Below are 16,704 nucleotides of genomic sequence, written 5' to 3'. Positions count from 1 at the left end.
ATTATCCTATTTCGACAATCCTTCCAAAATGTAAATCTTCATTACCTCAGCAATTTTTTCAGACGATAATGGCTTGTGTCTGCGCTCCCAGTCTGAAACAAGAGCAATGTACGTTCGTAAGAACAGAAAGGCTGTAATTTCAGAATCCGCTTCCCTGATCAGACCCTTTTTCTGCGCAGTTTCAATCTTTGTTTTTAAGTACTCGATAATCTGATTTTCTATGTGATTGAGCATCTCCAGAACGGCAAGGGTGCCCATTTCTTTTTCTTCCTGCAGGAGCTTCAGCATCAGCTGATGCTCGCTCCGGAATTCGAGGATCCGGTACAGAGCCGCATGAACATTTTCTCCGAAACTTTCGTCAGGGTTGATGGCGTCCTCTGCCTCAAGAATCATTTCTTTTACCATGACCGACACAATGTCATGAAACAGCTCATCCTTATTCTTGAAAAACGTATAGATGGTTCCCTTCCCTACATTGGCTAATTTCGCAACCTGATCCATCGTTGTTGCTTTGTAGCCAAACATCGAAAAAGATTTTGTAGCTGCGTCGATAATTTGCCTTCGGCGGTCAACAGACATATAAATTCAACACTTCCTGACTGAAATAGTATTTTGGTCAATTTATGTAATTAAAGATATCACATTCACTTTTCGCCCGCAACATTTTGATTCTCCTTTATGCAAAAAAGACCGGATTACCTTTCTCCTCGCCGCGCGGATTCCAGGATTCACCCGCCCTTCCGCTTCTATTATCTTTAAACAAAAACAGGGACCCGCTATAAGCGAGTCGCTGTTTTCTCTAATCGGGACTTTTCTGACAGCCCCGTTCTTTAATCCATTATGTTACTTTTCCAGACCGTACACCTTCGTTTAAGCTTTAATTTGAACATGATACCGCTCTGCCCAAATGTGAATCTGTCCAAGATGGGCGAGAAGCTGAGGTCCGCTCATCAGCTGGCCGAACCAAGGTGTTCCGAAGTCACTCCCGTTAGTCTCAATAAGACGGTCCAGTTTTTCTCTTGCAAACAGTTCATGCAGAATCGAATCTTTATGCTTCAGGCTGTCTTCGAGAATGGTCCGCACCGCTTTTGTATAAGCGGGGTGATAGGTCTTCGGGTACGGACTTTTTTTGCGGTAAAGCACTTCCTCCGGCAGGATGCCTTCCAGCGCTTTTCTGAGAATCCCTTTTTCCCTGTTGCCGTGCATCTTCATCTCCCACGGAATATTCCACACGTATTCAACGAGACGATGATCGGCAAATGGAACACGCACTTCAAGACTTGCCCCCATACTCATCCGGTCTTTCCGGTCAAGCAGCGTCGTCATAAACCAGAGAATGTTTAGATAAAACAGCTCCCGGCGTTTCGCATCGGTTTCACTCTCTCCCTCGAGCACCGGGGTCTCCGCTATCGTTTCGGCATATCGGTCCTGAACATATTGGGCAAGATTGAGTTCTTTTCTCCATTTATCATTCAGCAGCCCCGTTCTCGCCGCTGTGGATCTCATCCACGGGAATACATCGGATTCACCAGGGCGGTGGAACCAGGGATACCCTCCAAATATTTCATCCGCGCACTCACCGGATAACCCAACCGTAAAATCCTTCTTGATTTCCCTGCAGAACCAGAGGAGAGAAGAATCAATATCCGCCATTCCCGGGAGATCCCTTACTTCAACCGACTCGGTTAAAAAATGCGCCAGGGTTTCCTGGCTGATTACCCTCCGGTGATGTTCTGTCTGATATGCATCCGTCATTTTCTGAATCCACGGTCCATCTGAATTCGGCTGAAAATCGTTCGCTTTAAAAAATTTCTCATTTTCCTCGTAATCAATCGAGTACGTATGAAGCTTGCCTTTTCCCTCTTTTTTATACGATTCGGCGGCAATCGCTGTGATCGCACTTGAGTCCACGCCTCCTGACAGGAATGTACAGAGCGGGACATCTGACACAAGCTGCCGGGTAACGGCATCGGTCAGCAGGAACCGGACCTTCTCAACCGTCTCCTCAAACGAATCTGTATGAGGGCGGCTCTTCACATTCCAGTAGCGCCAGATTTTCAAACCGTCCCGGCTATAAATCATCGCATGAGCCGGCCTTAATTCCTTTATGCCGTCAAAAACCCCATGCCCGGGTGTCCTGGAGGGCCCAAGCCCCATAATTTCTGACAAGCCCTCCCTGGTAACAGAAGGTTTGGCGTCTGGATGCGCGAGGATGGCTTTCAGCTCTGAACCGAATTGAAGCGCTCCATCCTCATAGCGGTAAAAGAGCGGCTTGACTCCCATCCGGTCTCTCGCAATGAAGAGCCTGTTTTTAGCTGTATCCCATACGGCAAACGCAAAAATGCCATTTAAGCGATCCAGACAGTCTTCTTCCCATTCCATATAAGATGCAAGGAGAACTTCCGTGTCAGAATGCCCCCTGAACGTATATCCTTTGCGGAGCAATTCCCTGCGGATGTCTTCTGTGTTATAAAGCTCGCCGTTATAGCAAATCGTATATTCTCTTCCATCTTTTTCTTTCGTCATCGGCTGCACGCCGCTCTCCGGATCCACTACCGTAAGCCTTTTATGGCCGAACCATACATTCGGCTGCCACCATAAGTTCGTATCGTCCGGCCCTCTTTTCGAAAGGGTTTCTGTCATGGCAGATACAACATTCCGCTCTCCCGCAAGACTCTGTTTTTGATCAGCCCAACCTGTAATTCCGCACATATCCGTCATCTCCTTCAAGCATTTTTCACTGAGCGCGAGCTTTGATGTACCTATCCTATTCACAGTGTATGAATGATTGAATTGTCCTCATGAAGAAGTTGTTGCATAAAGATGTCCGATTAAGGGTAAAAAGGTTAATACACAATGGATCATTTTCCGGCAGCGGGCATTTTAACGATTCCGGTGCAGGGGAATGAACCAGCCGGGCTTTACGGGCCATTCCTGCACCGCCTATCCTTGCTGTTCCGCAGCATTCAGTGATGGATTTCACTTGCCCGTTTATGCACGATCGACACTAAGCTCTGGAGGGAACGAATTGGCTTCTTCAATAAGAAAAAAACTGCTCCATACACAGGAAAGGTCATGTATGACCGGCAACATCTGCTGCTTTGAAGGAGAATGGCTGTTTTTCGAAGAAGATGCAGATGAAGGAAAGCTTGTCGATGTGATGGACCTTTCTGACATGCACATGCTGATGGACGGAATATGGTATCAGGCAATCTGGCTGTCCGACGGAAAAATCAAGACCGATTCCGGAGAACATTCCATTGCTGACAGCCATGTATTTAAAATTCGCCGAAAGCTGCCCTTTGCTTTTGAACAAATGCTGCGCTCCCTTGATGACGATTCGCTTGTCCGGTTTACCGGAGAATTGAATCAGCTCGGCTATTCGATATACGATTGCATTTACTGCTACAACCATCTGCTGTTTACGAACAAAAAACTGAAAACAGCCTGCACGTCGTTTTATCAGTTTGACAACGAGGACAGCATTTGCGGCGTTCAGCATCACCGCATGCCGACTGAGGATGTATTGGACCGCTACGAATTCACGACAAGTCTTGGCAAGCGCTCGATTCTGCTGCTGAAGAAATAAAAAAGTCTGCCCCCATTCAACGTCGGGAGCAGACTTTTTATCTTGCTTTTACATATGAAGAACACCCAGAGGCAAACGCCATCCAAGCAGCAGCACAATCACGAGCGCAATGAAAAACTGAATCCAGAACGCTCTGACTGGTTTTCCTTTTTTCAAGCGGACGAGAATCATTTCCATAGAAGCAACGAGCCACAAGCCGCCAAGACCTTTAATGATGTATTCTGCATTTAGATTGGACACACCCAGCATGACAACGACTCCGGACACAATAATGAGAATATAGAACACTCTTAAAATCATATGAACGATTTTAGAAGCCTTCGCGTTTCCGGAAGTATGTAAAAAGTATGCCGCAAAAAACAAAATCAGTCCTAAAAGCCATGAAGTGATATGCATATGAATCATTTTAGTCCCCCCTCCTTTTCTGTCAAAATTCTACACTTTTCATCTTACCACGAAATGGGGAGGCAGACGATAGAATAAGAACACCGCTTTCATTGTAAAACATTCAAAAGAAGAGCAGCCAGGATCATCAATCCAAACATGCCCAGCAAAATATACCCCGTAACTTTCACCCCTTTCGGAAGACCGCTTGCATTTACAAAGGCATTCTTATTTAGAGGCGAGGTGCCCTCCATTCGCTGAAGGTCTTCTACAGGAGAAAAGACTTGGTCTTCTGTTCCATCAAAAGATTTTGACGGCTGTGTTTCATGTGTCTGTTTCATTTTCCCACCCTTCCCGTCTTGCTGTTCTTCTTCCTGTTATTCTGCTCCTCCAGGCTAATCCCCTTTTTAATAGAAAACCTTTTTCGGCGGTTTTGTTAAAAGAGTGCTGGATAAATATTCGCTGAATGGCCGTTATGAGGCTGAACGTGATCACTCAGCCGGATAAATATTCATCCTCGCTGAATGCCGCGTTTACTGGCAAAATCCGCTCTATTGTCATCTTGCCCCTCCTGATATATTGTATAGATAGGTGTTAATTTTCTAACTATTGAAAGCGCTGCACTCAATTTTTATAAACGGAGGGAAACGCATGACGACTAAAACTTCACACGTAATCGAACAAACCGAAAAGTTCGGAGCCAACAACTATCACCCGCTGCCAATCGTAATCTCTAAAGCAGAAGGTGTGTGGGTAGAGGATCCTGAAGGCAATAAATATATGGACATGCTTAGTGCTTATTCTGCCGTAAACCAGGGGCACCGCCATCCTAAAATCATTCAGGCATTGAAAGATCAGGCAGACCGCATCACCCTGACATCCCGGGCTTTTCATAATGACCAGCTTGGTCCGTGGTATGAAAAAGTGGCAGAGCTGACAGGGAAAGATATGGTTCTTCCTATGAATACCGGAGCGGAAGCAGTGGAAACTGCGGTCAAAACAGCCCGGCGCTGGGCATACGATGTGAAGGGTGTCGTAACGGACCAGGCGGAAATCATCGTCTGCGAGGACAACTTCCATGGCCGGACAATGGCTGCTGTTTCCATGTCTTCAAGCGAAGAATACAAACGCGGATTCGGTCCGATGCTCCCTGGGATTAAGGTCATTCCATACGGAGATCTGGAGGCGCTTGAAGCGGCAATCACTCCCCACACAGCCGCCTTCATCATCGAACCGATCCAAGGCGAAGCCGGAATCAATATTCCGGAGGAAGGCTTCTTAACAAAAGCCCTTCAAATCTGCAAAGACAACAACGTCCTGTTTGTGGCAGATGAAATTCAATGCGGACTCGGACGCTCCGGAAAAATGTTCACATGCAATTGGGAGCAGATTGAACCGGATATGTACATTCTCGGAAAAGCACTGGGCGGCGGGGTCTTCCCGATTTCCTGCGTAGCTGCAAATAAAGACATTTTAGGTGTCTTTAATCCCGGCTCACACGGTTCGACATTCGGAGGGAACCCTCTTGCCTGTGCCGTTTCCATCGCAGCACTTGACGTCCTGATTGACGAAAACCTGGCCGGACGCTCGCTGGAGCTCGGAAACTACTTCCAGGAACGGTTAAAGGAAATCGATAATCCGGTCATCAAAGAAGTGCGCGGAAAAGGGCTGTTCATCGGCGTCGAGCTTCATGAAGAAGCGCGTCCATACTGTGAAAAACTGAAGGAAGCCGGACTGCTCTGCAAAGAAACACACGATACGGTTATCCGTTTCGCACCGCCGCTGACCATTTCGAAAGAAGACCTGGACTGGGCAATAGAAAAGGTATTCCAAGTTCTTTCTAAATAAACGGAAAAAGCCCTCCTGCACCGGGGGGCTTTTTTACACCATACAGTCGGGGAAACTCGTCAAAAAACTCCCTCCAGACGAAAGGCTGGAGGGAGTTTTTTTAATTCACACCATTTTCCAGGGTCCCGATTCCGCTGATCGAGATTTCAATCATATCACCTGACTTAAGGAACTTCGGAGGGTTAAAGCCTTTTCCTACTCCGCTTGGTGTTCCTGTGGCGATAATATCTCCCGGCTCAAGCGTTGTCCCCTGTGAGATCGTCGAAATGATGGAGGCGATAGAGAAAATCATGTCACCGGTATAGCCGGTTTGACGGATTTCCCCATTAACACGCGTCTCAATATGCAAATCATGGGGATCCGGTATCGCTGATTTATGTACTATAAACGGTCCGAACGGGCAGGAGGTATCCAAACTTTTCCCAAGAAGAAACTGTTTGTGATTGGCCTGTAGATTTCTTGCGGTAATATCATTCACGATGGAATAGCCGAATACATAATCCAGTGCGTCTTCTACCGAAATCTGTTTGCCCTTTTTTCCGATAATGACAGCAAGCTCTCCTTCATAATCGAGCTCCTGCGTGATATGGGTATGCGGATCAATTAAATCGCCGTGCCCGATGACCGATGTCGGCGCCTTTGAAAAGAGCATCACAAACTTCGGAATATCTGCTTCACTGCCCATTTCCACCGCATGCTCCCGATAGTTTTTCCCTACGCAAAAGACGTTTTTGCGCGGCCTCGGGATGGGCGCAAGCAAATCCACATCTGACAAGGAGTACACCAATTCCTGATGATCATCTGACTTTAGTAATCTCTGCTCTAACACTTGAGCCTGACTGATAAACTTATCCCCGTCTAAAATACAGTCCTCGAGATTTCCTGAAATGGTTTCCATTTCGAAAAACTTTTTCTCCGCTCTTTGCAGGTCGAAAATTTGCTCCTCATTTTGGATTAATCCGATAAATGTTCTTCCATTCAGCCGTGCTGATGCAAATTTCATCTCCAAAACCCCCATTGCCATTCTATCTGTCCGGAATTCAGCCGCCGGACTGCAAAACCCTTAAACATTTATTCATTGTACATGATTATGTTAATTTCGACATCCGACTATTATAATCCTTCTTAAACAGGGAGTAACTCCCCTTAAAAAACACAAGCTCCGTCTTGCTTTTTACCGAAACGGGGCGAACCCGTCCCTGCTGATCCGAACATTCGATTTTCCGAACACTGCCTCGAATCTGCTCTGTTCCTTTTGGATTCTGTCTGGATTGAACCAATCGTTTTCCCCGAGACCGGCCAGAATTTCTTCAGCACCAAGTGAAGCCGACCTTTTTCCTCCGCCTCCGTCCCCTTGAAAAAAATCGTCCAGCGTAATGAAATTTGTCACTCCCCTGAGCTTTTCAGGGAATGTTTCCGTAAATGGAAGCATCGGGGCAACAGCTGCCTGAGACGGAATCCCTTCCGCCGTCAATTGCTCCAGTGCCTTCATTCTGGCTGCGATGGGAGGAGCAGCCGGAGCGAACGCTTTCCGTACATCTTCCCGGTCTGTTTCAATTGTAATACTCACAAGGATACGATCCTTAAGCTGATGAAACCATTCAATGTCTCTCTTCACAAGCGGACTCCGTGTCTGTACAAATAAAAAATCAGGCTTTTCTTCCGCCATGGCTGACAGAAGGGTTCGGGTCACTTCATTTTTTGCCTCCTCCGCCTGATAAGGATCCGTGCTGGATGACATAAAAATACGTACCGGTCCTTTTTTCCCGGCACGCTGCAGCTCCTTCTTAAATTTCTCTTTTTCTGCCTGCTTTACATCCACCCACGTGCCCCATTCCTCCTGCCTGAATAAAGAAACCGGCAATCTTCTTACGTAGCAGTAGGAACATCCGAACGCACAGCCGGTATAGGGGTTCAAAGAATACGTATAGTCTTCTAAAAACCCGCCTGTTTTAGTTAGGAAAGACCTTGGTGTTTTTAAATGAGTATTCAAGTCCCCCGCCCTCCTTCGTGTATGTTTATGTAATATTTTATATTTTTTTATCGAAACTGGATACTTTCTCCTTTTCCATTGTATAATAGGTTTATCCATTTTTTAGGACAGGCTGTCTGGTTGGAATTTTCCCGGTTTCCCTCTTCTTTTTTGCCTATTTGCCATTTAAAAAGAAGGGTTTTCCAGCAGCATTCCAGAGTACGAAAAAGTCCCCTTTGAAAGTTGGAGAAGAAATGCTTTTTAATGAAATTGAATCCAAAAGAAAAAACTTAATCGATCTTGCTCAAAAGCATGGCATTAATTCGGATGCTACATTAAAGTGCAGCCAAGAGCTTGACCATCTTCTTTTGCAGGAAATTAAACAGCGGCATTCCCGCCTTCAGAGCAGCCGGACTAACAAAGCACAGGCCCGCTGAACGAAAATTCTCTGCCCTCCTCACGGTCTCCAGTAAACGAACCATCTCCAGCATTTTTCGACCGGTCCCTGCTTATATCGCTTAAACCAAAACCAACTGGCGGTGAGGATAGCAAGATACACCCCTATACCAATGAGAACGGTCTGAAGAGAGGCCGTTCTCCCGTACAATCCGATGCCATAGGAATAAAAAATAAACGTGCACACAATCGACTGCAGCAAATAATTGGTCATGGACGCTCTCCCTGCACATGCAAGCACCCGATAAACTCCCGGCACTCTAATTATATGAATACATAAAAGGATGCCTGTCAGATAAAACATGGCAGCGAGCGGCCCTCCAAGCGATTGATGAAGGTAGCTCCACAAAGCCGATTCCGGGTGAATCACAGGCATTATTTTGATAAAAAAGCCCGTCAAACCAGATGCTGCGGCGGCAATAGCCCATGTTTTAACCATTTCCTTTGACGGATCTCTTTCAAACCATCTTCTTTTCATGGCATAGGCTCCAAGCAGAAACATAGGCAAAATAGATAAAATTAAGAACGGTGCATTAACCGGATTGTTTACATAAAACCAATCGGCTGCGCGCTGGCTCATGATTTCGGAAAAGTTCCCCTTTTGATACACAGATAAGATGTTCTCCGTATTGATTTCCTCTGCAGGCAAATTCCCTATACCCAAAAGCAGCAATGCAATAATCATATTTGGAATGGCAATCAGAGAGCAGCTCCAGACAGCAAGTGCACGGGCCGGCATTCTGATAAAAAGCATAAACAGAAATCCAATCAGCGCATAGGTGATTAAGATATCCCCATGCCATATGAAAAACGCATGGAATACGCCAATAATCAGGAGACCGAGCATTCTTCTGGTGAAAAACCGTTCCGGGGATTGTCCCTTCTCTTCAAGCCTTTTATAGAACATGACTCCTCCTGCTCCGAATAAAAAGGAAAAAAGCGGGTAAAAGCTTGCCTGAGCCAACACAAATACAAGGATTTCAACCGTCCGGTCTGCCCACCCGCTGCTGTGAATAAGCGTATTTTTATAAAGCTGCGGTCCTGAAAAATCGAATAAATTCACCATTAATATTCCAAACAAAGCGAATCCCCGCAAAACATCAAGCGATTGAAGCCGCTCCTCTGCGGAAATGAAGGATGCCTGTATGTTCTTCACTGTACTCCCCCTCCATATTTTCTGCCTCCATAAAAATTCTGCAAAACATCCTGAATCCCTTCCTATTGGGGTTTTGCATTTCCGTGCGGAATATCCGCGTTTATCACAAGTCTCCGCTCCTGTCATATAAATACAGTAAACAAATCCCAAAGAACTTCGACCCTTCTAGAAAATGAAAAGGATGTTTAGCCATGCCAGCCATTGTTGGGGTTTTTAAAGTTAATAGCATCGGAACAAGCAGTGTTCTTCATATCGGAGATGTTTTCACGATCGCTCCGATCAGCAATGTTAAGACCTTCGCCGGTGCCGGTTCATTTAATACAGGAGACGGGATGTCCATTTTTAATCAGAACAGTGTGACAAATACGTTTGATCAGGATGTTGTCGATCAGCCGATCGCTGGAAATGCATAGGGGTGGGATGATATGAATTTTTATATTAATCAATCCATTTGTATTAATTATCTTCGTGTAGGAGCTGTCAATAACTCCTCTGTTCTTCAAATCGGCAGCGCCGGGTATATCAAGTCCCTATCTAATCTTTACAATACAGGGGGATTTTTTGAAGCGGCACCTCCGGCGACCCGCCGTGCCGAGCTGTCACAGGCACTGTCCCGCCCTGTCGTTCCGCTGGCACCGCCTCCTTCCCGATAAAAAGCGCAGATGCCGGGCCTGTTAACCGCCCACAGTAATTACGCTAAGATTTTTCTTCTGAAAAATAGGCATTCACCCAATTTACTGTATGCGCATATGATGCAGTAACGAAAGATCGGGATTGCGAGGTGATTTGTCATGTATTACGGAAATGATATGGGATCCTACTTGCAGCAGCTTTGCACCTGTATCCAGTCTCAGGCGAACAAAATCCAGCAGCTCGAAGCCATGATTCAAAAAATGTCGGATGACCTGCAGGCACTAAAAAATATGCCGTCCACAAACATTGAAAAAATCGAATATAAATTCGATCAGCTGAAAGTAGAAACACTTGAGGGTACGCTGAATATCGGATTAAACCCAACGGACCCTGAACCAATCGAAAATTTTGAAGTCATTCAAAAGGGACAGCAAGTCGGGAAACTGGAGCGCGAAGTGAATGGAGAAACATACGCCATCGCTCTCGATCAGCTAAACACGTACTTAACGGAAGAGTGCATCCATATGCTCGAAATACAAGAACAGCGCCATTCCAGAAAGCTGAATGAAGAACAGCGGAAAATGGTCATTGATGACATCCGCAAACAAATCGATACCCGGGTTCAATATTACCTGAAGACTGCAAACTTCCAGGAAGGCGATCCGGAAGCCCAGGCAGACCAGATCACCGAACGGGTCAAGGAAGAAATTGCTCAATCGGTTGATCACTTTATTAAATATCTGCCTGTTGAAATGAAAGGAGACCAGCCATGAATTTCACCGTCATAAACAAAGATATCAATGTCGTATTTTGCCGTGTGTCCGCCGTTGCCACCTCTTCTGTTTTTTTAATCGGGGACGTAAACAATGTCGGACAATCGGCCGTTTTTGATACACCTCCCGAGTCACTGATTATCGGACCATTCGTTCCATTGGCGCCTCAATAAGGATGTATAACCGAAATTCAATCGTAGATGCTGCCTATGTAAATATTCTCGGGTTTTCCTCTGTCTTTAACATTGGAGACTCAAGAGAAATCTTACCCAAAGCCAATGTCTTCGCCGTGCAGAGGGAAGCGGAGGTCTTTTACGACAATGAAGGGGACTTCAGCAAATATGATATTTTTCAGCTTCCTGTCCCGCGGCCGATTAAATCCGAACAGGTCGCTGTCTCCTACATTCATGAAAAACCGTTCATCCGCACAAAATTTGTAAAAATCCTGGCCCTGTCTACATCCGCCGTTTTTCAAATCGGATCAGCGGACTTGATTGAAGCAGAGGCCCGTGTCAAGCATACCCGTCAGCTATTCAGGCCGAAAGGGGTTCTCGATCCTGAAGAACAATCAGGCGAGGATTGAATATACTGGTCATATGACTTAGAAAATAAAGGGTGTTTGCCATGCCAGCCATCGTCGGCCCTATAAAAATCAACACGGTTTCCGGCGGAGTCGTGAACTTTGGGGATACGTTCTATCTGTCTCCGAAAAGTGCCTCTAAATCAGCATCAGGATCCGGCGGAGGAAATACGGGTGACTTCTGGATTTTAAATAACGGTATTAGTGCAACGAATATGATTGATCCGGATGTGGCGGATCAAAATATTACGGCAAACAATTAATAAGGAGAAAAGCACCGGATTCCCGGTGCTTTTCCCATTGCCTTATCAGCGAGATTCAGAAGCTCCGGAATTCCATTCATCCCATGGCTCAAGCAGTTCTGGCTACCCTGGGGCTTCCTGAACCACTGTTTTTTGCATCAGCCGCTGATTCATGCCGGAGCGTCCTGTATTCTATTTCCTTTTCTTCCGCTCATTTGATTTTCTTGTTGCAATGAGCTTTGAGGAGGGCTGTTTCCGAATCCATTTAATAAACCTGGACAGCTTTTCATCCTTTTGCAGCTCTTCAATTGTGGATAATCTGGCAGCCAGCTCCTCATTTGTATAAAGAGCATGTATTTGTTTATGGCAAGGGATGCACAGATTGGCCGTCGCCAAAAACGTGCCTCCCATTTCTTTTGGAACAAGATGGTGCTCGGTCAGCTCTGTATCGGTCCTGCCGCAAAGCTCGCATCTTCCCATCATTTTTTTGCCCATATGCCGTCATCCTTTTATAGATTTTCAATTGCGACTGACGTTCCTCTTCCAGTCGGGTCAGCAGGCGTTACAACAAGCTTTTTCTGAAGCCTTGCCCTGAGCTCCGGCACATGGCTGATGACACCGACAGACAGGTTGTTCGACTGCAGCTTTTCGAGCGCGGTCACGACCGTATCAAGGAGATCCCCATCAAGCGTTCCAAATCCTTCATCGAGGAAGAAAAATTGGAGCGGATACTCGCCTCTCAGCTGAATCTGGGTTGACAGGGATAGCGCCAGTGCGAGGGAGGTGAGGAATGTTTCCCCTCCTGATAAGCTGGATACCGGTCTCCGAACCCCGCCGTTCGCATCATCCCTCATAATGAAGCCGCCCTGCGAATCCACTTCAATGGCATAGCGCTGTCTGGTCAGAAGGCCTAATCGTTCAGAAGCATCTCTTGTGACATGATGCAGCTGTTCTTCAGCGATGTATTCCACAAAGCTATTCCCTTTAAAAACGGCCTGAAGCTTTTCAAGATCGGCCATTTGACTCGAAACCTCAAGACGCTGCTTTTCAAGCTGCTCGAATCGTTCATGTTTTTCTTTCAGAAGTTCAAGCGCTTTAGCTGCGGCTCCTTTCTCTCCTTCAGCCTCGCTGACGAGCCTTTCTGATTCCGCTGCCAGTTCGTTCGTTTGCTGCCACTGTTCCGCATCGAGTGAACGGCCGCCAAGCTGGTCATCCATTCGTTTTAAGTCTGCCTTGCATTGCCTCCAATTATCCCGGAACGTTTCTGCCCGCAGCGTAAAGCCTTCTTTCTCTTTTTCTCCGAGAATACTCGCTTGCACCTCTGCAATGGTTTGGAAGCCTGTCCGGCTCAAGTGCGTAACCCAGGCTGCGCGTGCTTCTTCAGCAGACGTCATAGCATCGGCCAGTCCTTTTGCCGCCGCTGCCGCTTCTTTTTCCGCCTGCTGGAGCTTGAGGTCTGCCTGTTCGTGCTCCAATCTCAGGCGTTTTTCAGCTGCCGCTAATTGCGAAAGCTGCTGCTGCACCTGTTCAAGCTGGGCTGGAATCGGGCCGTTTTGGCTTTCCTTTTCAAGAATCTGTTCTTTTTCATCCAGTCTTTCCAGGGAAGCCTGCCGTTTTTCAGAAGTCTGGGCGTGCCGCTTATCTATATCTGACAGGCGGTTTTGCGCCGTCTGGCGGACACGCTCCTGCTCCTCTATATAGTCCACGCTTTTATTGACTCTCGTTTGAAGAGCTTCAAATTGAGTGTCTTTTTCCTCCATTGCTTTGATCAGGCCGGGCAGCTCATCCTCCTTAAAATCGGGGTAAGCTTCGCTCCACTGCTGCTTGAATGCTTCTTCTTTTTCTTTATACTGACGGAGCCTTTTTTGCGCTTCCTTCCAGTCATGGTCAATTCGCTCAAGCAGCTGCCTGGACTGCTGCTCTTCATTTTCCATCTGGTTAATCCGCTTCGCACTGGAAGATGCCTGTTCTCTTAAATGAAGCAAATCCTGTTTGAGCGCTTTTAATTCCGTTGATTCATTGACCTCCCCCTGCTCAAGGGCAGCGGCGCTTTCGGATTGAATGGCAGGTTCAGAAAGGAAGCTGAATTCGCCGATCAAATAGGCAGAAAACTCCTCCATTTTCACTTTGAGAAGCTCCGTCTCCTGAAGCAGCTGCCGATTCCCGAGAAGCTCCTCCTCGAGCAGCTCAAGCTTACGAAGGTTTTCCTGTTCCGGTTCCCCTTTGGCAGGTGCGGGGTGGCTCAGAGAACCGCAAACCGGACAGGCCTCGCCTTCCTTAAGAGATGCAGAGAGCTGAAGGGCAATCGAATGGACCCGCTCTTGTTCGAGTGCAGCTTTTGCATCTGCTGTCTGTTTCTCATTCATGAAAATGTTCCGTTCCAGCTGTGTTTTAAGAACACTCGTCCGCTCAAATGTCCGGATGAGCGCATGATACAGGACAGCAAGCTTTTCTTTTTCCAGCTTCTGCTTGCCGCTCCGGTCTTTTCTCTCCCGTTCGGCGCTGCTCAGCTGAAGAGAAAGGCTGGACTCTTGCTGTTCGCTTTCGAGCCTCTGGCGTCCGGTATAGCTCCATTCCTTCAGCAAATCAGAAGCGGCTTGAAGGCTTCGCCGGTATGCGGAGGAAACGGTGTGGGTCTCCAGTTCCGCTTTAAGCTGCTGCTGCTTCGCTTTTGCTTTCTGAAGCTGCTGTCCCGCATGGCTGAATTCTTTCTCTGCCAGCACGTGAGCTTCTTCAAGGCGCGAAAGCTCCTGAGTGAGCTCCTCGGTCTCCTGTTTCCGCGCGTTTCGTTCTTTTTCCACATCCAGCAGCTGTGTGAGCTTTTCTTTTTTTACAGCAAGAATGGGTTCATTTGTTTCTTTTTCCTGTCTTGCTTTTTCATGTGCCTGTTTCGTCAAACCGGTCCGTTCTTTTTGCGTTTCGCGCTCCCTTGACCATTTCTTTTCGTCGGCCAAAAGCGCGGCATATCTTTTTTCCGCAGCATCCAGCTGGTCCGCATACGGCTTGAGGCGCTCAGCCTGATCGGCAAGCTTCAGTCTGTTTTCGATTTCTCTGATTTCTTCTGCCTGCTGTTCAAGCTTTCGCTCTTGTTCCTGCAGCAGGCGGTATTCCTCCTGAAGCGTCCAAATCGTCCGCTGCCTCTCCAGCTGCTCCCTGACTGCCTTTCGTTCAGCGATTCGTTTTTCCAGCAGGACAGAGCTTGCCTGCCATTCTGTCTCCGCCTCTTTCAAAGCCGATTTGGAAGCATCTCCAAGCCCCGCCTGCTCTGCCTCCGTTTCTCCGAGATGGAATTTTGCCTTAGTGAGTCTTGCCCGGAGCTTTTTTAGCAGTTCATCCCCATATTGCTCGAGGTGAAAAAGACGCTGCAGCATCTGCCTGCGTTCAGATCCTTTTAATGATAAAAACTCGGCGAATTTCCCCTGCGGAAGAACGACCGCCCTTGTAAAATCATCAATGGTCAGGCCGAGAAGTTCATGGACTTTTTCATTCACTTCGCTTGCTTTGTCAGCGAGAACAACCGGAACGGCCTCCATGTCCACAAGACGTGAAATTGTGCCCTTCACCCGGTGCTCATCCGTTCTTTTATACGTTCTTTCTACCTTGTACCGCTTAACAGATGTTCCGTTCTGGAGCTCGAATGTATAGGAAACGGAAAGCTGGTCTTCAGCATGATTGAGAATGCCGTGTGTATTGTTCGCCGCCCGCTCTACTTTTCCATAGAGAGCGAGTGTAATGGCATCCAGTATGGATGATTTTCCGCTGCCGGTCGGCCCGAATATCCCGAATACCCCTCCGTCGCATAAGCTTTCAAAATCAACCGTTTGTTTTTCTCTGAAACTGTGAAGCCCGGATATCGTTAATTCAATCGGTTTCATGCTCCTTCACCTTCCCCTGAATCCTCTTCGCTTACAAGCTCCCGGAAAAGCCGGATCAGCCTGTCATCCGGTTTAGCACCGCCTGTCTGCTTTTCATAAAAGCGCGCAAACAGCTCATCGATCGGAACACTGGATCTCGCTTCAGGCTGAAGAGCTTCATCAGCCGAATGAAAGACCGGCCGGATATGAACGATTCCCGAATGCCGCTTTCGGAGGTTTTGAATTTCCTCCATGGATAGGGCATCTGACAGTTGAATCTCAAGATCGACCCAGGCATTTGCATCTTTTCCCTGTTCAAGCCAATCATGGACCTGGGCAATTCCCCCGGCAGCCTTCCATTGAACCAGCGGCTTTCCGCTGGAGAGAAAGACTTCCTGAACCTTGGCGGCCTCTCCCGGATCTGCTTCAACAATGGTCACGGACTTCGCGTATCCTGCTTCAGAAAAACTGTACGCAAGCGGAGAGCCGGAGTAGCGGGCCTCGGTCAAGGCCCTTTTAATCGTCTGAGGACGGTGGAGATGGCCGAGCGCGACATATTGCGCCGCAGCAGGAAGACTGTCAGCCGCCACGGTATAGGCACCCCCGACTTCAATCGGCCGCTCGGAATCAGAAGTGCTCCCTCCGGCTACGTGAAGGTGGCTCATCGCCAGGTTCACTGTATCCTTGCCGAATCCTTTTGCCATGCTTTCAAAAAGGGCTTTGATTTTTGCGTCATAATGATTTCTCATTAAAAGCTCATCAAAGTTCTCTGAAAGAACCTGCTCAAGACGTGATTCAGACGGGTATGCGAGGGCCGCGATGTTCATCGTCTGGCCAGCAAGCGGAACGTCGACCTTTAGCAGATGGTCAGACGGATAGCCGATTAAATGAATGTGGTGATCTCCGGCAAGAGGGGAGGCAGCAGAGAGCCTCTCTGGATTGTCATGGTTTCCCGCGATGACAACAATCGGACGCCTTCCTTTGTCTGACAGCCTGGACATGCTCTCATAAAATAGCTTTTCCGCTGCTGACGGAGGATTCACCGTATCGAATACATCCCCGGCCATGATTACAGCATCAATCTTCTCACTTTCCACTATACCGGCAAGCTCGTCCAAAAAAGCGGCCTGCTCCGGCAGGCGGCTGCGGCCTTCCAGTGTTTTCCCCAAATGCCAGTCGGCTGTATGCAATATTCTCATCTTCCGTTCCTGCCTCCT

The 16,704-nt window shown here is 47.5% G+C and carries 19 protein-coding genes; 9 read left to right on the top strand and 10 right to left on the bottom strand.

Annotated elements, in window-relative coordinates:
* Positions 1–6 precede the first annotated feature (6 nt).
* Both CEF21_RS08185 and asnB read right to left on the bottom strand, forming a co-directional pair.
* Positions 7–579: a TetR/AcrR family transcriptional regulator gene (locus CEF21_RS08185; RefSeq protein WP_123914977.1), complete on the bottom strand. Its 573-nt coding sequence runs from the start codon at positions 577–579 to the stop codon at positions 7–9.
* A 291-nt stretch (positions 580–870) separates the two neighbouring features.
* A complete protein-coding gene (gene asnB / locus CEF21_RS08180; protein ID WP_123914974.1) occupies positions 871–2,712 on the bottom strand; it encodes an asparagine synthase (glutamine-hydrolyzing) in 1,842 nt (613 codons plus the stop codon).
* Positions 2,713–3,028: 316 nt separating this feature from the next.
* On the opposite strand from asnB, the gene CEF21_RS08175 reads away from it, so the two are divergent.
* On the top strand, positions 3,029–3,589 hold the full coding sequence (locus CEF21_RS08175; protein WP_164462126.1) for a DUF2777 family protein: 561 nt from the start codon (positions 3,029–3,031) through the stop codon (positions 3,587–3,589).
* 48 nt (positions 3,590–3,637) lie between these two features.
* Here the strand turns inward: CEF21_RS08175 and CEF21_RS08170 are convergent, their stop codons facing one another.
* The gene (locus CEF21_RS08170; protein WP_123914968.1) at positions 3,638–3,994 is read right to left on the bottom strand and encodes a YisL family protein; all 357 of its coding nucleotides are present in this window, start codon (positions 3,992–3,994) and stop codon (positions 3,638–3,640) included.
* An 89-nt stretch (positions 3,995–4,083) separates the two neighbouring features.
* Complete coding sequence (locus CEF21_RS08165; protein ID WP_123914966.1) at positions 4,084–4,314, bottom strand: hypothetical protein; 231 nt, start codon at positions 4,312–4,314, stop codon at positions 4,084–4,086.
* Between the two features lie 310 nt (positions 4,315–4,624).
* Between CEF21_RS08165 and CEF21_RS08160 the strand changes: the two genes are divergently transcribed.
* Complete coding sequence (locus tag CEF21_RS08160; protein ID WP_123914963.1) at positions 4,625–5,821, top strand: ornithine--oxo-acid transaminase; 1,197 nt, start codon at positions 4,625–4,627, stop codon at positions 5,819–5,821.
* 100 nt (positions 5,822–5,921) lie between these two features.
* Here the strand turns inward: CEF21_RS08160 and CEF21_RS08155 are convergent, their stop codons facing one another.
* Positions 5,922–6,824 carry a fumarylacetoacetate hydrolase family protein gene (locus CEF21_RS08155; protein WP_123914960.1) on the bottom strand — a complete coding sequence of 301 codons (903 nt, stop codon included), beginning with the start codon at positions 6,822–6,824 and terminating at the stop codon, positions 5,922–5,924.
* Positions 6,825–6,995: 171 nt separating this feature from the next.
* On the bottom strand, positions 6,996–7,814 hold the full coding sequence (locus CEF21_RS08150; RefSeq protein WP_241156791.1) for an SPL family radical SAM protein: 819 nt from the start codon (positions 7,812–7,814) through the stop codon (positions 6,996–6,998).
* A gap of 233 nt (positions 7,815–8,047) precedes the next feature.
* On the opposite strand from CEF21_RS08150, the gene CEF21_RS08145 reads away from it, so the two are divergent.
* The gene (locus CEF21_RS08145) at positions 8,048–8,230 is read left to right on the top strand and encodes an aspartyl-phosphate phosphatase Spo0E family protein (RefSeq protein ID WP_123914953.1); all 183 of its coding nucleotides are present in this window, start codon (positions 8,048–8,050) and stop codon (positions 8,228–8,230) included.
* A gap of 20 nt (positions 8,231–8,250) precedes the next feature.
* Here the strand turns inward: CEF21_RS08145 and CEF21_RS08140 are convergent, their stop codons facing one another.
* The gene (locus CEF21_RS08140) at positions 8,251–9,405 is read right to left on the bottom strand and encodes a DUF418 domain-containing protein (protein ID WP_164462125.1); all 1,155 of its coding nucleotides are present in this window, start codon (positions 9,403–9,405) and stop codon (positions 8,251–8,253) included.
* Between the two features lie 191 nt (positions 9,406–9,596).
* Here CEF21_RS08140 and CEF21_RS08135 point away from each other — a divergent pair, with 191 nt between their 5' ends.
* The 6 genes from CEF21_RS08135 to CEF21_RS08110 all read left to right on the top strand — a co-directional run bounded on the left by CEF21_RS08135 (position 9,597) and on the right by CEF21_RS08110 (position 11,654).
* Entirely contained in the window at positions 9,597–9,818 is a 222-nt protein-coding gene (locus CEF21_RS08135; RefSeq protein WP_123914947.1) for a spore germination protein, read from the top strand.
* Positions 9,819–9,830: 12 nt separating this feature from the next.
* Positions 9,831–10,058 carry a spore germination protein GerPB gene (locus tag CEF21_RS08130; protein WP_123914945.1) on the top strand — a complete coding sequence of 76 codons (228 nt, stop codon included), beginning with the start codon at positions 9,831–9,833 and terminating at the stop codon, positions 10,056–10,058.
* A gap of 138 nt (positions 10,059–10,196) precedes the next feature.
* Positions 10,197–10,811: a spore germination protein GerPC gene (gene gerPC, locus CEF21_RS08125; protein ID WP_123914942.1), complete on the top strand. Its 615-nt coding sequence runs from the start codon at positions 10,197–10,199 to the stop codon at positions 10,809–10,811.
* Positions 10,808–10,984, top strand: a complete 177-nt coding sequence (locus CEF21_RS08120) for a spore gernimation protein GerPD (RefSeq protein ID WP_123914939.1) — start codon at positions 10,808–10,810, stop codon at positions 10,982–10,984. Before gerPC ends, CEF21_RS08120 begins: the two co-directional genes overlap by 4 nt.
* A 2-nt stretch (positions 10,985–10,986) precedes the next feature.
* Positions 10,987–11,394, top strand: a complete 408-nt coding sequence (locus tag CEF21_RS08115; protein ID WP_123914936.1) for a spore germination protein GerPE — start codon at positions 10,987–10,989, stop codon at positions 11,392–11,394.
* 41 nt (positions 11,395–11,435) lie between these two features.
* Positions 11,436–11,654 carry a spore germination protein gene (locus CEF21_RS08110; RefSeq protein ID WP_123914933.1) on the top strand — a complete coding sequence of 73 codons (219 nt, stop codon included), beginning with the start codon at positions 11,436–11,438 and terminating at the stop codon, positions 11,652–11,654.
* A gap of 171 nt (positions 11,655–11,825) precedes the next feature.
* On the opposite strand, the gene CEF21_RS08105 is transcribed toward CEF21_RS08110, so the two are convergent.
* From CEF21_RS08105 to CEF21_RS08095, 3 genes are read right to left on the bottom strand one after another with little or no spacing between them, the layout of a single operon-like run.
* Entirely contained in the window at positions 11,826–12,128 is a 303-nt protein-coding gene (locus CEF21_RS08105) for an HNH endonuclease (protein ID WP_123914929.1), read from the bottom strand.
* 14 nt (positions 12,129–12,142) lie between these two features.
* Complete coding sequence (locus CEF21_RS08100; protein WP_123914927.1) at positions 12,143–15,508, bottom strand: AAA family ATPase; 3,366 nt, start codon at positions 15,506–15,508, stop codon at positions 12,143–12,145.
* Positions 15,505–16,686 carry an exonuclease SbcCD subunit D gene (locus CEF21_RS08095; RefSeq protein WP_123914924.1) on the bottom strand — a complete coding sequence of 394 codons (1,182 nt, stop codon included), beginning with the start codon at positions 16,684–16,686 and terminating at the stop codon, positions 15,505–15,507. Before CEF21_RS08095 ends, CEF21_RS08100 begins: the two co-directional genes overlap by 4 nt.
* Between the last annotated feature and the right edge of the window lie 18 nt (positions 16,687–16,704).

It is taken from the genome of Bacillus sp. FJAT-42376, from assembly GCF_003816055.1.
GTDB lineage: Bacteria > Bacillota > Bacilli > Bacillales > Bacillaceae > Metabacillus_B.
Note: the sequence above shows the minus strand (reverse complement) of the source record. Positions and strands in the feature narration are given on the sequence as shown.

Coding starts and splice junctions, on each gene's coding strand:
- CEF21_RS08105 (WP_123914929.1), bottom strand. CDS start 12,128: ATGGGCAAAAAAATGATGGGAAGATGCGAGCTTTGCGGCAGGACCGAT.
- CEF21_RS08165 (WP_123914966.1), bottom strand. CDS start 4,314: ATGAAACAGACACATGAAACACAGCCGTCAAAATCTTTTGATGGAACA.
- CEF21_RS08135 (WP_123914947.1), top strand. CDS start 9,597: ATGCCAGCCATTGTTGGGGTTTTTAAAGTTAATAGCATCGGAACAAGC.
- CEF21_RS08115 (WP_123914936.1), top strand. CDS start 10,987: ATGTATAACCGAAATTCAATCGTAGATGCTGCCTATGTAAATATTCTC.
- CEF21_RS08155 (WP_123914960.1), bottom strand. CDS start 6,824: ATGAAATTTGCATCAGCACGGCTGAATGGAAGAACATTTATCGGATTA.
- CEF21_RS08120 (WP_123914939.1), top strand. CDS start 10,808: ATGAATTTCACCGTCATAAACAAAGATATCAATGTCGTATTTTGCCGT.
- CEF21_RS08095 (WP_123914924.1), bottom strand. CDS start 16,686: ATGAGAATATTGCATACAGCCGACTGGCATTTGGGGAAAACACTGGAA.
- CEF21_RS08145 (WP_123914953.1), top strand. CDS start 8,048: ATGCTTTTTAATGAAATTGAATCCAAAAGAAAAAACTTAATCGATCTT.
- CEF21_RS08170 (WP_123914968.1), bottom strand. CDS start 3,994: ATGATTCATATGCATATCACTTCATGGCTTTTAGGACTGATTTTGTTT.
- gerPC (WP_123914942.1), top strand. CDS start 10,197: ATGTATTACGGAAATGATATGGGATCCTACTTGCAGCAGCTTTGCACC.
- CEF21_RS08110 (WP_123914933.1), top strand. CDS start 11,436: ATGCCAGCCATCGTCGGCCCTATAAAAATCAACACGGTTTCCGGCGGA.
- CEF21_RS08160 (WP_123914963.1), top strand. CDS start 4,625: ATGACGACTAAAACTTCACACGTAATCGAACAAACCGAAAAGTTCGGA.
- asnB (WP_123914974.1), bottom strand. CDS start 2,712: ATGTGCGGAATTACAGGTTGGGCTGATCAAAAACAGAGTCTTGCGGGA.
- CEF21_RS08130 (WP_123914945.1), top strand. CDS start 9,831: ATGAATTTTTATATTAATCAATCCATTTGTATTAATTATCTTCGTGTA.
- CEF21_RS08100 (WP_123914927.1), bottom strand. CDS start 15,508: ATGAAACCGATTGAATTAACGATATCCGGGCTTCACAGTTTCAGAGAA.
- CEF21_RS08185 (WP_123914977.1), bottom strand. CDS start 579: ATGTCTGTTGACCGCCGAAGGCAAATTATCGACGCAGCTACAAAATCT.